Annotated in this window: 14 protein-coding genes and 1 pseudogene; 6 read left to right on the top strand and 9 right to left on the bottom strand. The window is 36.9% G+C overall.

The window, feature by feature from the left end; genetic code table 11:
- Nucleotides 1-254 precede the first annotated feature (254 nt).
- The 4 genes from AACL23_RS10185 to waaA all read right to left on the bottom strand — a co-directional run bounded on the left by AACL23_RS10185 (nucleotide 255) and on the right by waaA (nucleotide 2986).
- Nucleotides 255-329: a DUF1871 family protein gene (locus tag AACL23_RS10185; RefSeq protein ID WP_171967891.1), complete on the bottom strand. Its 75-nt coding sequence runs from the start codon at nucleotides 327-329 to the stop codon at nucleotides 255-257.
- A gap of 105 nt (nucleotides 330-434) precedes the next feature.
- The gene (gene coaD, locus AACL23_RS01430) at nucleotides 435-905 is read right to left on the bottom strand and encodes a pantetheine-phosphate adenylyltransferase (protein WP_100096250.1); all 471 of its coding nucleotides are present in this window, start codon (nucleotides 903-905) and stop codon (nucleotides 435-437) included.
- Nucleotides 906-914: 9 nt separating this feature from the next.
- Nucleotides 915-1700 (bottom strand): glycosyltransferase family 2 protein, encoded by a 786-nt coding sequence (locus AACL23_RS01425; RefSeq protein ID WP_171967704.1) that lies wholly within the window; start codon nucleotides 1698-1700, stop codon nucleotides 915-917.
- Nucleotides 1697-2986 carry a lipid IV(A) 3-deoxy-D-manno-octulosonic acid transferase gene (waaA, locus tag AACL23_RS01420; protein WP_339049663.1) on the bottom strand — a complete coding sequence of 430 codons (1290 nt, stop codon included), beginning with the start codon at nucleotides 2984-2986 and terminating at the stop codon, nucleotides 1697-1699. The genes AACL23_RS01425 and waaA overlap by 4 nt, the downstream gene beginning before the upstream one ends.
- A gap of 236 nt (nucleotides 2987-3222) precedes the next feature.
- Between waaA and AACL23_RS01415 the strand changes: the two genes are divergently transcribed.
- The 3 genes from AACL23_RS01415 to AACL23_RS01405 are packed head-to-tail and all read left to right on the top strand — an operon-like array spanning nucleotide 3223 to nucleotide 4305.
- On the top strand, nucleotides 3223-3474 hold the full coding sequence (locus AACL23_RS01415) for a hypothetical protein (protein ID WP_234817472.1): 252 nt from the start codon (nucleotides 3223-3225) through the stop codon (nucleotides 3472-3474).
- Nucleotides 3456-4112 (top strand): autotransporter outer membrane beta-barrel domain-containing protein, encoded by a 657-nt coding sequence (locus AACL23_RS01410; protein WP_234817473.1) that lies wholly within the window; start codon nucleotides 3456-3458, stop codon nucleotides 4110-4112. The genes AACL23_RS01415 and AACL23_RS01410 overlap by 19 nt, the downstream gene beginning before the upstream one ends.
- Nucleotide 4113: 1 nt before the next feature.
- Nucleotides 4114-4305, top strand: coding sequence for a hypothetical protein (locus AACL23_RS01405; protein ID WP_235661203.1), 192 nt, complete (start codon nucleotides 4114-4116; stop codon nucleotides 4303-4305).
- Between the two features lie 152 nt (nucleotides 4306-4457).
- Here AACL23_RS01405 and apbC read toward each other — a convergent pair whose 3' ends face one another.
- Nucleotides 4458-5567, bottom strand: a complete 1110-nt coding sequence (gene apbC, locus AACL23_RS01400; RefSeq protein ID WP_171967702.1) for an iron-sulfur cluster carrier protein ApbC — start codon at nucleotides 5565-5567, stop codon at nucleotides 4458-4460.
- Between the two features lie 164 nt (nucleotides 5568-5731).
- On the opposite strand from apbC, the pseudogene metG reads away from it, so the two are divergent.
- The 3 genes and pseudogenes from metG to AACL23_RS01385 all read left to right on the top strand — a co-directional run.
- Nucleotides 5732-7363: pseudogene (metG, locus tag AACL23_RS01395) on the top strand (methionine--tRNA ligase); the annotation flags it as partial.
- A gap of 32 nt (nucleotides 7364-7395) precedes the next feature.
- Nucleotides 7396-9099 (top strand): NAD-dependent malic enzyme, encoded by a 1704-nt coding sequence (locus AACL23_RS01390; protein ID WP_339049656.1) that lies wholly within the window; start codon nucleotides 7396-7398, stop codon nucleotides 9097-9099.
- A 173-nt stretch (nucleotides 9100-9272) separates the two neighbouring features.
- On the top strand, nucleotides 9273-10022 hold the full coding sequence (locus tag AACL23_RS01385; RefSeq protein ID WP_100096255.1) for an ElyC/SanA/YdcF family protein: 750 nt from the start codon (nucleotides 9273-9275) through the stop codon (nucleotides 10020-10022).
- On the opposite strand, the gene trmL is transcribed toward AACL23_RS01385, so the two are convergent.
- The 4 genes from trmL to AACL23_RS01365 all read right to left on the bottom strand — a co-directional run bounded on the left by trmL (nucleotide 9949) and on the right by AACL23_RS01365 (nucleotide 12470).
- A complete protein-coding gene (trmL, locus tag AACL23_RS01380) occupies nucleotides 9949-10449 on the bottom strand; it encodes a tRNA (uridine(34)/cytosine(34)/5-carboxymethylaminomethyluridine(34)-2'-O)-methyltransferase TrmL (RefSeq protein WP_095034813.1) in 501 nt (166 codons plus the stop codon). The genes AACL23_RS01385 and trmL overlap by 74 nt on opposite strands.
- A gap of 80 nt (nucleotides 10450-10529) precedes the next feature.
- On the bottom strand, nucleotides 10530-11228 hold the full coding sequence (gene cpxR / locus AACL23_RS01375; protein ID WP_044612564.1) for an envelope stress response regulator transcription factor CpxR: 699 nt from the start codon (nucleotides 11226-11228) through the stop codon (nucleotides 10530-10532).
- A 293-nt stretch (nucleotides 11229-11521) separates the two neighbouring features.
- Nucleotides 11522-12166: a response regulator transcription factor RcsB gene (gene rcsB / locus AACL23_RS01370; RefSeq protein WP_095034288.1), complete on the bottom strand. Its 645-nt coding sequence runs from the start codon at nucleotides 12164-12166 to the stop codon at nucleotides 11522-11524.
- Nucleotides 12153-12470: an Hpt domain-containing protein gene (locus AACL23_RS01365; RefSeq protein WP_100096256.1), complete on the bottom strand. Its 318-nt coding sequence runs from the start codon at nucleotides 12468-12470 to the stop codon at nucleotides 12153-12155. Before AACL23_RS01365 ends, rcsB begins: the two co-directional genes overlap by 14 nt.
- Between the last annotated feature and the right edge of the window lie 722 nt (nucleotides 12471-13192).

Here is a 13192-nt window from a genome sequence, read left to right as displayed (position 1 = left end):
TTTTTCTGAGGTCCTGTCCTATTATGTGACGAGCTGGGTAAGCGCTTCGATTGGGAAGCGGCTCTGTGGTAGTCGTTGGGGTAAAAAATGATTGAATTGTTTGTGTAAGTGATGTGAATTTCGCTGTAAATTCTCCAAAAATGATTGATGTTTCCTTATGTTAAAAAATACTTTTTTTGAAAAAAGTCTATATTGATGAATCAATAAAAAACAGGATTTTTCCCCTCATTCTTCTGAATGAAAAAAATGAAATTTTAATCGTTGAACTTTGTTTCATAAACTTCCTGAATCTGAGATGCAAGTTTATTTGCATCATTATTTACATAAATAAAAAGGTTTTAATTTCCGTTTTGGCGCTCGACATGGTTGAGCTCAAGTTCCATACAGTACAGGATACAAATATGTTTGAAAAACCATATTAATAGCGTTAACCCCTAACGCAATAACGCTTCTTTAACACAATCAGGCACAAAAGCACTGACATCCCCTCGATATTGGGCAATTTCTTTGACTAATGAAGAGGAGATAAAAGACCATTTTTCTGAAGGCATTAAAAATAACGTCTCCAGCTCAGGCATGATGCGATGATTCATATGGCAGAGTTGCCATTCCTGTTCAAAATCTGAAAGAGAACGAATCCCCCTAAGTAAAATAGGGATGTTTTTTTGTTGGGCAAAATGAATCAATAATCCATGAAATGAGGTGACCTCAATATTATTGAGATGGGCCGTCGCGCCCTTTGCCAAATCTACACGTTCGTTCAAGCTAAAAAGCGTTTTTTTATTCGGGCTCTCTGCTATAGCGAGTATCACATGATCAAATAAGGCACAGGCTCTGCTGAGCAAATCTAAATGACCATTAGTGATGGGATCAAATGTGCCTGGATAAATCACTCGAATGCTCATCAGCGTTTTTTAATCCCTATTTTTTGAACGTTGCAACGACCATAAAATGGCATATTTATTAAAAGTATACTGTGCGTTTACAAAAGAAAGTAATAACCCTGCTTGACCATCTAAAAAACCGAGTCTGAGTAAAAAAGTTTTTACAAAGGCGCCCATCGAGTGAATAAAAATAGATAAAAAAGAAACGCGTTTGCCTTTTTTATGGTGCTCTGAGGCCCAGGCTTTGGCGTAATCAAGCTGTTTTTTTTGAAAAGAGAAAAAATCTCGATAAGTGAGATGCAATAAATCTCCTTTTAAGCGCACGACCTTTGCAGAGCCGTAATTGAGCGATTCGTGAACATCTTCATCACCGTATTGATACTGTAATCGAGGATATAATCGAATTACCGGATCAGGACACCAACCGCTATGACGTATTAACCGTCCTAAAAAAAAATTTCGACGACAACAGCTGTACACCGTTTGCGATTTTTTTTCAGCATGCGTTTTCGTCAGAATAGTTTGAATCGCGGTTTTGAGTTCTGGCGTGATTCGTTCATCTGCGTCTAACATAAAAATATATTGTCCTTGCGCATATTGTTGTGCTAATTGCCTTTGTTGTCCAAACCCTCGCCAATCTGTTTGAGTATAAAATTTTGCATTATGTCGTTTTGCGATGTCTTGAGTGTCGTCTTCGCTCCCTGAGTCAAGAATGATGATTTCATCAGCCCAAGAAGCGCTGATAAGGCATTCATTTAGTAAATCGGCTGAATTTTTGGTCAAAATAACCACAGATAGGCGTTTTTTTTCTTTCATCTATGAGAATCTCTTGGCGGTTCTGGCAAATAAGGCTTCAATAAAGACAACAGATGTTTTAATGCTCCTTGATTTTGATGAAAAACCTCCATGGCGTTTTGCCCATATTCATGACGACAATTTTGATTTATCAGCCATAGATCGACCGTTTTCACTAATGAGGCCACATCAGCGATTTGAATCAAACCCTGAGCAAGTACTAACTTAGTACAAATATCCTTAAAATTGAATGTATGTGGGCCCATAATAATTGGAACCGCATGAGCCGCAGGCTCCAAGGGATTATGTCCACCATGATTAACGAGGCTGCCACCGACAAAAGCCAGATCAGCGATACCGTACAGCAACATTAATTCACCCATAGTATCACCGATGATCACTTGAACGGTACTTGAAGGAAAATCACCTGAACTGCGTTTTATATAGTTGAAATGAGATTTTTTGACCAGGTTGACCACTTTAGAAAAACGTTCTGGATGTCTGGGCACCAAAATCAGCAATAAATCAGGATGTTTTTGTAACAACTGCCGCTGTGCTTCTAATAATAAAGTTTCTTCACCTTCATGGGTACTACTTGCTATCCAAATCAAACGATCGGTGGCCCATTGTTTGCTTAAACTGCCAGCCTTCATTTTCAGTTCTGGTGTCAGGTGAATATCAAACTTAATACTGCCCGTCACTACTATTTGAGAGGGCTTTAGCCCTAATTGTATGAATCGTTTTCCATCTTCTTCATTCTGTACTGCCACTAATGTCAAGCGCTCCAGGAGGCTTTTCATTAAGGGCGCTATTTTTTGATAGCCTGCAGCAGATCTCTCTGATAAACGCGCATTGGCGATGATCAGAGGAATTTTTCTTTGATAGAGTACAGTGATCAGGGTGGGCCAAAGTTCTGTTTCCAGAATAATAAATAATTTAGGATTCAGGGTGTCCAAAAAACGATGGATGGCACAGGGAAGATCGTAAGGCAAGTAAACATGATGAACCTGAGAGCCGAGATCGGAAAGAATGCGTTCAGAGCCTGTCGGCGTCATGGTGGTCATCGTAATGGGTAATGAAGGATAAGCCTGCTGCAAAGCTTTTACCAGGGGAATAGCAGCGATGGTTTCACCGACTGAGACTGAGTGAATCACAAGACCGCCTGGCGTGATTTTTTTTTTGCAAAATCCGTAACGTTCTGACCATCGCTTTCGATAAGCCGGTGTGAAACGTGCGCGTAACAATAAACGCATCCAAATTATCGGTTGGATGAAATAAAATAATCCTTGATAGAGTTTAAGCCACATTTTATCCCTTCGTTTTGTAAAAAATGGCGCATCATATCACCAGATATGGTTTTGAGAGAGGGTATGTGAGATTTGTACATGAAAAAATTGAAAAACTGTCTATTTTGCTCAAGTGTGATCGAGTCCACTCTCAGGAAGTTTTATTTGGTGCTCTTATTAATAAATCAAAAAATATATTTTATTAAACAGTTGTTAATAAAATTTAATTTTAATTTAAAAAATGACTAAGGGAAAAAATGATTTTTAAAAAATTGAAACATTTTGTTTTAATGTCTACTTTATTTAGTATTTTACTAGGGATCAGCGAGTCTGCTTTTGCTAATTACTCAAGCTCCAATTTCTGGAAAAGAATTTGGAATCCTTTTAAGAATTTTTCAGAAGTAGTTCCAGAAGTAGTTCTAGAAGCAAAGGTAACTTCCATAGATTTGAATAATAACCAGGAAGGTTTATCTGAAACGATCAGCCAACAATGGCAGGCTATCGTTTAACTGGTCTTTTTGAACGCCGCTGTGAAGTAAGCCAAGGGCAAAGCTGTATTCAAGGAGGGATCAGCGGGCGTCGATCCAAAGACACCAAAGGTGCTTCCATTAATCTTAATTTCACTCAATCTCTGGCGAAGGGTATGTATTTCGGCGTCGTTTTAGACCGGAACCTTAATAACGGGGTTTCCAAACAGATTGCTGCAAAAAATATTGTCCCCGCTATGGCTTTTTATATGGGCTGGGATCAAAACGACAATCGTCATGGTTGGGGGCTAATGACTGGCCTTGGTTATATGAGAGATCGCCTGGACATGCAACGAGTTTATAAGCCCAACACAGAAAAAGGTCGTGGTCATGCCAATTTAAGAGGTTTCTCGTTTATCACTCAAGCACGTTATACTTTTCAAATGGACCCGAGTCTGGAGCTCACTCCGTATGGAGAATTACGCTACAGCAGCTTTAAGAGAAACGCCTATTCAGAAGACACGATCTTTAAAACTGAATACGATGAACTCAAAAGTGAAAAATATATTGCCCGAGCCGGTGTTAAGCTCAATAAGCAACTGGATCAGGTGTTTTCTGTAGGCATAGGAGCTGGTGCTGATCTCGTGCTTTCTCAAAAAAACAAGCGGAGGCACTTCTAACATGCCTGAACTGAATGGTTTATCAGTTGCTTCAAAACTAGAAGTTCCTTCTCAAGAGACTAAGAAAGTGAGTGCATTTGGGCAAGCTCAGATACAGGGAAACCTCAAAAACAAAGTAAATATGACTTTGTCGGGGGCTCTCTATGGTAGTTCTCAAGGTGAGCTGGGCCTAACTTTCAGTAAGCGCTGGTAACGCGAGCGTGCCTGTAAAATTCGGGCACGATGATTTTTAAAAATAGGGGTTGTCTGTTCTGCTTAAGTCATGTTTGACACAGATGATTTGAACAGAACAGACAAAAAAAGCGCAGTTTATATCAGATCGATTGATACGATTAGCATCATTGTTCACAGATGGCGAACGCGAATTTCATCAGGAATGGCGCTAATTTTCCAATACATTTCAGCGGCCACACAAGAAGCTAATTGCCTAAAAATATCGCTCAATCGGCTATCAGGTTGCCTGACGACGGTTGGATAACCCGAATCGGCATCTTCACTTAAAGAAGAATGTAGCGGAATTTTTCCCAGTAATTTTATTTGATACTTTTTGATTAATTTTTCTGCTCCACCACGCCCAAAAACAGGATCAACATAACCACACTGAGCGCACAGATGCTCCGTCATGTTTTCAATCACACCCAATATGGGCACCTTCACCTTGCTGAACATCACAATTCCTTTAGCAGCATCCATTAATGCAAGATCCTGTGGAGTCGTGATCACAATTGCCGCGGTCACAGGAATTTTTTGAGCCAATGTTAATTGAATGTCACCTGTCCCTGGTGGCATATCCACTATCAAATAGTCTAATTCAGGCCATAAAGTATCGTTTAACATCTGTAATAACGCTTTGCTGGCCATAGGTCCACGCCAGACCATCGCATTGTCACCTGTCACGAGATAACCAATAGAATTACTCGCCATACCATGAATAATAATAGGAGCCATATGTTGACCGTCCGGTGACGTGGGGCGTAGATCAGCACTGCCCAAAATATGAGGTACAGATGGGCCATAAATATCTGCATCCAAAATACCCACTTTTGCCCCTTCTTGAATCAAAGCCAAGGCCAAATTCACTGCGATACAGGATTTTCCGACGCCTCCTTTTCCTGAGCTGACCGCTAAAATATTACTTATTCCCTGCACCGCTACCTGTCCATTCGCTCTGTGTAATGAACGAATATGCTGAATTAATTTCCAGTCAACGGCTTGAGCGCCAGTACAAGCCAAAAGTGTTGAAGTGGTTTTTAATTTTAATTGTTCAAAAACCGAGGCCCATGCAAACGGGATGATGATTTCTATATGAAGAACCTGATCTAAAAAAGCGCAATGATGAAGCGCATTCAGGGATAATAAATCTTTTTTCAGAGTGGGATGAGTAAAAGTCGCGATAATGTCTGACACCTGTGCTTTAAGCATCTCGGCGCTGTTTTGATTTGAATATCTCTTCATATTCATCTTCCTACATAAAAAATAAAATGCGTTTGAAAAACTAATAGCAAAACTTTGTAACTTAATTGAGATCAGCATGGCAAAACTTCGTGTATGAATCCCTGGCGGGCAGAAGTCTGATCAGTTAACATTCAGCTTTATTATTTAAATAAGCCATTTTTATTATGACTGAATCTATCAAAAAAATATTGGTCACCTGTGCATTGCCCTATGCCAATGGTCCCATTCACTTAGGGCATATGTTAGAACATATTCAAGCGGATATTTGGGTTCGTTATCAACGAATGAGAAGCCATGAGGTTTATTTTATTTGTGCAGATGATGCTCACGGTACTGCCATTATGCTCAAAGCAGAAAAATCAGGCATCGATCCAGAGAAAATGATCGAAGAAATAAATCAGCAGCATCAAAATGATTTTTCTGGATTTCTAATCAGTTATGATCATTATTACTCTACTCACAGTGATGAAAATCGTGAGCTTTCTGTGGCCATTTATCAGCGTCTCAAAGCGAAAGGACACATTAAAAAACGGGCTATCTCACAATTATATGATCCTGAAAAAAAGCTTTTTTTGCCTGATCGTTTTGTAAAAGGCACCTGCCCTAAATGCCAAGCTCCCAATCAATATGGGGACAATTGTGAAGCTTGTGGTTCTACTTACAGTTCCACTGAATTGATTGCTCCTAAATCAGAGGTTTCTGGCGCAACGCCTATAATACGTGAGTCTGAACATTTCTTTTTTGATTTGCCGGCATTCACTGGAATGCTAACACAATGGATTCATTCTGGCGCACTGCAGGAACAGGTGGCCAATAAAATGCAGACTTGGCTCACATCTGGTCTTCGTCAATGGGACATCACACGTGATGCCCCTTATTTTGGATTTGAAATCCCTGATGCGCCCGATAAATATTTTTATGTTTGGTTGGATGCCCCGATTGGTTATATGGGATCTTTCAAAAATTTTTGTGATAAAAAAGAAAATGTCAGTTTTGATGAATTTTGGCAGACGGATACTAAAACTGAGCTGTATCATTTTATTGGCAAAGACATTGTGTATTTTCACAGTTTATTTTGGCCTGCTGTACTAGAAGGAAGTGATTTTCGTAAACCAACCAATCTATTTGTACATGGATACATCACGGTCAATGGCGCAAAGATGTCTAAATCTCGTGGTACTTTTATTGAAGCAAGTGATTATTTAAAGCATTTAGATCCTGATTGTTTGCGTTACTATTATGCAGCCAAATTATCTTCTCATATCGATGACATCGATTTAAATCTTGAAGATTTTGTGCAGCGTGTGAATGCTGACCTGGTCAATAAAGTGGTGAACCTGGCAGCACGAAATGCCAGTTTTATCAATAAAAAATTTGCAGGTATTTTATCGAAAGAATTAGCAGATTCAGAGTTATATTTCACTTTTGTTCAAGCAGGCCTACGCATAGCAAATGCCTACCATACTCGTGAAACGAGTAAAGCGATTCGTGAGATCATGGCACTGGCAGATTTAGCCAATCGATATGTAGATGAACAAGCCCCTTGGGTACTTGCAAAAAAAGAAGTTGATGAAGCAAAACTTCAGTCTGTTTGCTCAATGGGAATCCATTTATTCCGTATATTAATGACCTATCTTAAACCTGTTCTGCCTGCTTTGTCAGAGAGAAGCGAAGCATTCCTGAATACCGAATTGACTTGGGACTCAATCAATGAGCCTTTATTGAATCATGAAATTAAGCCTTTTAAAGCTCTTTTTAACCGTATAGACAACGATAAAATAGTCGCGATGCTGAAATGTTGAGAGTCATCTCAGTCAGGATAATTTTTATGAAATTTGAATATGAAAATAAACGCCCTCTATATATTCCGTACGCTGGTCCAGTTTTGTTGGAATTTCCATTACTGAATAAGGGTAGTGCCTTTACAGAAGAAGAACGTAGCCAATTTAATCTCCATGGTTTATTGCCAGAAACCGTAGAGACTATTCAAGAGCAGACTGAACGGGCTTACCAACAATATCAGGAATTTACGAATGATATAGATAAGCATATTTATTTAAGAAATATCCAGGATACTAACGAGACATTATTTTATCGTTTACTCTGTCGCCACCTCCCTGAAATGATGCCCATTATTTATACTCCGACTGTGGGCGAGGCCTGTCAGCATTTTTCAAATATTTATCGGCGAGGGCGGGGCCTATTTATTTCTTACCCTCATCGCGCTGATATGGATGGGATTCTTCAGAACGCCGTGAGACAAAATGTGAAGGTCATCGTGGTTACGGATGGTGAACGTATTTTGGGTTTGGGTGATCAAGGAATTGGCGGTATGGGCATCCCGATTGGGAAACTCGCATTATATACTGCCTGTGGAGGCATAAGCCCTGCTTACACCTTACCGATTGTTCTGGATGTCGGCACAAACAATTCTCAAAGATTAAAGGATCCTCTTTATATGGGTTGGCGTCATGAGCGTATTTCTGGTAATGAATATTATGCTTTTGTGGATCAATTTATTAACGCTGTGAAACGTCGTTGGCCTAACGTACTTTTACAATTTGAGGATTTCGCTCAAAAAAGTGCCACAGGTTTATTAAACCGTTATCGTGATCAACTTTGCTGCTTTAATGATGACATTCAGGGTACCTCTGCAGTCACGCTTGCCACTTTAATTGCAGCAAGTGGAGGCCAATTAAAAGAGAAAACCATTGCTTTTTTGGGCGCAGGCTCAGCTGGTTGTGGTATTACAGAGCAAATTATTATACAGATGCAATCAGAAGGTTTAACGGAAAAGGCGGCCAGAGAGCGAATATTTATGGTAGATCGCTTTGGTTTGCTGACAGATAGATTACCCAATTTGTTAAATTTTCAAAAAAAATTGACACAAAAAATCGGGTGCATTCAAAGTTGGAATTTAGATAAAAAGGCCATTTCTTTACTAGATGTGATCCGAAATGCTCGCCCAGATATTTTAATTGGTGTTTCAGGTCAACCTGGATTATTCACTCAAGAGCTGATTCATGAAATGTGCCTTTATTCCGCTCATCCTATTATCCTGCCTCTTTCTAACCCGACTTCTCAGGTGGAGGCCTTGCCGGAAGAAATTATTCACTGGAGTCAGGGGAGTGCTCTGATAGCAACGGGCAGTCCATTTAAACCTGTTTATTATAAAGACCAGATTTACTCGATTGGACAATGTAATAATGCATATATTTTTCCAGGCATTGGATTAGGCGTATTAGCATCAGGCGCTTGTCGAATTACAGACGCGATGTTTATGGCTGCAAGCCTTATGGCTGCAAGCCGCGCTTTGGCTTCTCAGTCGCCTTTATTGCTGACAGGAAAGGGGGGGTTACTTCCGAACATTGATGATATTCATAAAGTATCAAAAAGTATTGCTTTCGAGGTAGGAAAAACAGCTCAATTAGAAAATAAAGCGCCGTTAATTTCTGAAGAGGCTTTAATGCAGTCTATTGAACGTAATTATTGGAAGCCAGAGTATCGTCGTTATAAACGAACTGCCTTATAAAATTTGTTGAAACTCTTTTTTGTCTTTCGGACATTTCGCCATAATAAATACGCATTAACTATAATTAAAACAGATTTTTTACTCATTTTGACTTCCATCTGAACTGCACCTAGGATTTTTTTTTAAATGAGCTGTGTTTTTTCTCTTTTTTTCAGCTTCGTTCATAGGTTTTTATGTGGAAAACTATCTTCATCAGTTTATTTTTTATCTTGTTGTCTTTAGTGATGTCATCTATCTTGATTGACCGTTGGATTTGTTTAAAAACGGCTCATCATATCTACGAAAAAATACAATTTTTGCCCACACGTTCTGTCGGCTTGGTGATGGGGACTGCAAAATATTATCGAACAGGAGTCATTAATCAATTTTATCAATACAGGCTACAAGGGGCTCTTCAACTTTATAAAAGTGGTAAAATTAAATATTTGTTATTAAGCGGGGATAACGCCCAGCCTAGCTACAATGAGCCCAGAACCATGAAACGTGATTTCATTGCGTCTGGAGTCTTTCCTCAAGATATCATCCTGGATTACGCAGGTTTTCGAACATTAGATTCTATTGTGCGTACGCATAAAGTATTTAACACGAATAATTTTATTATTATTACTCAGCGTTTTCATTGCGAACGGGCTTTGTTTATTGCTCTATATTTTGGCATTCAGGCGGCATGTTATGCCGTGCCTTCTCCTAAAAAAATGCTATTGACTCGTCTTAGGGAGGTATTAGCAAGAATAAATCTCATAACCGATCTTTATATTTTTGATAGGCAGCCTCGTTTTTTAGGTCCATTAATCAGGATAACTACAACATCCGACACGACAAAAAAGCATCTTCCAAAAAACTCAAATTTTAGAATCCAAACGGATCAAACGAAACAGCGCCAATATAATTTAATTGACGCCAAGCTTCATAAACCACAATAGAAACTGCATTAGAAAGATTAATACTACGGCTATTAGGTTGCATGGGGATTTTTATTTTCTTCTCGGCCGGCAAAGAATCAAGAAGCCTAGAAGGTAAACCCCGAGTTTCTGGGCCAAACAGTAAATAATCATTTTTTTGATAATTCACGTCGCTATGTGCAGAATAACCCTTGGTTGTTAAAGCAAATAATGAAGCAACGCATGTATTATAAAATCCTTCGTTATTAAGAAAAGCCTGATAGTTATCATGATGCTTTACGGCAGTAAATTCGTGATAATCAAGTCCCGCACGACGCAATCGTTTGTCACTCAAATCAAAACCTAACGGTTTAATAAGGTGAAGCTGGCATCCGCTGTTCGCACATAATCGGATAATATTTCCTGTATTAGCAGGGATTTCTGGTTCGAATAAAACAATATTTAACAAGTTTTTTCTCATATGGTTTCATATGGTGATAAATCAAACCTAATCTATGCCGAAGTATGCGTTTACTAAATTATGAAGCGTTATGCTTCTGAGACCATTAAATACCCACGCCCACGCAACGTCTTAAACCAGGGATAACGGTCTTTGCGTTCAGGTAATTTTCGACGAAGGTTAGAAATATGCATATCAATGGCACGATCAAAAGGGGCTAAACGTTTACCGAGTACCGATTGACTAATTTGCTCTTTTGATACTACCTGCCCTACATTTTTTGCTAAAAGATAAGATAAAGAAAATTCAGTGCCTGTTAAATCTAACACTTGTCCTGAAAAACGAGCCTCTTGTTTTCCTAAATTAAGCTGTAGATCATCTATATTGACGATACTTTCAGGGTTGATTTTTATTTCTTCTTTTTCTTTCGAAGCAGTACGTCGTAAAACAGCACGTATACGAGCGATGAGTTCACGATTATTAAATGGCTTAGCCAAATAATCATCAGCACCTAACTCTAAAGAAAGTATTAAATCTAAATTGCTGTCAGTTTTACCTAAAATAATGACCGGCATTTCATAAATTTTTCTTAATTCTTTTAATATATCAATACCATTCATTTTTGGTATGGCAGTGTCGATTAAAACCATATTAATAGAATTATCTAATAAACTGAATGCTTCTTTTGCATCATGGGCTACTATTAACTCAAAAGATTCCATTTCAAGCAATGATTTTAATGATGTAGTCAGCTCTTTATTATCATCTATTAATAAAATTTTACGTATTGTCATATTATTTCCCCCAGAAAAATCATTTATAATTGGTGCAATTTTTATTTTTACGTATTTTTACACTTTAATAACTTCAATTTGCGTTTAATCAGGTAGTCTATTTGGTGCTTCCATCATTTCGCTTGTTTCTAATAATGAAAAGATTATTACATCAAATCTGTATGACAGATATCAGGCAAGGATGTAGTTTGTGTCAGGAAATGATATTTTAATGAAAGAAAAGGACTACAAAAAAAGAAACTCTCTGATTTGAACTTTAAAAACTGGGGTGAAAGTGTTTTTAAATACTAATTTTTGGAATCTATCTTCAATGAAGAAAGATAATTTAATAACGCAATATCATTATCCACTCCTAATTTCACCATTGCAGATTTTTTTTGAGTGCTGATAGTTTTAATACTACGATTGAGCCTTTGAGCTATCTCTGTTACCAACGATCCTTCTGAAAAAAGCCGAAGTACTTCCCCTTCTTTGGCTGACAAAGATTTTTTCCCATCACCATTGGATCTGATTTTTTCAAGTAATCTTAATGCATCAGAAGAAATAAATTTTTTACCTTTTTTTACCGATCTTAACGCGTGAGGTAAATCTATCAATGCCCCTCGTTTTAATAGAATACCAGCAATATCTAAAGCTAAGACAATATTAATAATTGCTGGATTATTATTCATAGTTAAAACGATTAATTCCAAATGTGAATAATGACGCTGAATATATTTTAGTAGGGTAATTCCGTCGCCGTATTTATCGCCTGGCATACAAAGATCAATAATCACAATTTCTGCATTAAGCTTAGGTAAGCTTTCAATTAATGTAGTTGAATCTTCAAATTCACCTACAATATTGATCCAATTCATTGATTCAAGTGATTTTCGAATACCAAATAAAACAATCGGGTGATCATCCGCCACGATGACGTTAATTTTTGTCATAACCTTTCTCACCCTGCTGCACCAGAGTGCTGACAAATAAATTAATATGGTGAATGCTTTTTTTTATTTCTGATGTATTAATATTTGCAATATGTTGCTCTAATACTTCACAAAGCTCCTGTCCTAAAAACAAATTCAATAACGCGAACATCCCTTTCAACCTATGAGTTGTTTTTGACAGTGAAATAAAATCATATTTTCGTCCCTGACGATACAGTTTTTGTACATCAAGGAGAACGGTTTCAACAAATAATGGATAATACTCAGAAGATATAAGACATTTTTGATAAAAAGAATCGTTCATACTCAGTATTTGATCATTTTCTTCAAATAAAATCTTTTTTCAGTCAATACTATTATATTGTTCGGGTGGTAGTTTGCTTTTGACTGACAATTCAATTTGTTTTTTTCAATAAATTTTTTCTTTTTATGATGTTTCATAATAAAAAAACTAATGGTTTTATAGTTATATCTATAATTCAAAATAACAAAAAATATCAAAAAAATAGAGTATACCAAATACTAGTTATGATGAATTAATTAAGATAAAAGATGAAAATTTTTATGTTTTTTATGGAAAAAATAACGATCATTTTTATATTTTATTTATAAGTAAAAAATAAATAGATAAATAAAAATCCATTTTTAATTCTAAAAAGTGATTATTTTACGATAAATAATTAGTAAAACAGATAAAAACTTAAATTGAGGTATACAAAATCAACTCATTTTTATATAAATTATTTTTCTGTATATCAATTATAAATATTATGTTATTCTACTTCTCTGAGGTGTTATTTCATTGAAATTGATTTTTTAGTTGATTATTTTATAAATTTAACTAATTCATTATATATAAAATAAAAGCATTTTCTTTCTGAAAATTGAGAGAGCGTATTCATTTTTTTTAAAAAATCAAAATAATAGACTAAAACGATAATAAACTAATTAGTTTACTTAATGCTTTGTTATTAAATACATTATAGAAATGATGAGTATGTCATTTTTATTTGTCAATCAAAACGA

Source organism: Candidatus Williamhamiltonella endosymbiont of Tuberolachnus salignus (assembly GCF_964019775.1).
Lineage (GTDB): Bacteria > Pseudomonadota > Gammaproteobacteria > Enterobacterales > Enterobacteriaceae > Hamiltonella > Hamiltonella defendens.
Note: the sequence above shows the minus strand (reverse complement) of the source record. Positions and strands in the feature narration are given on the sequence as shown.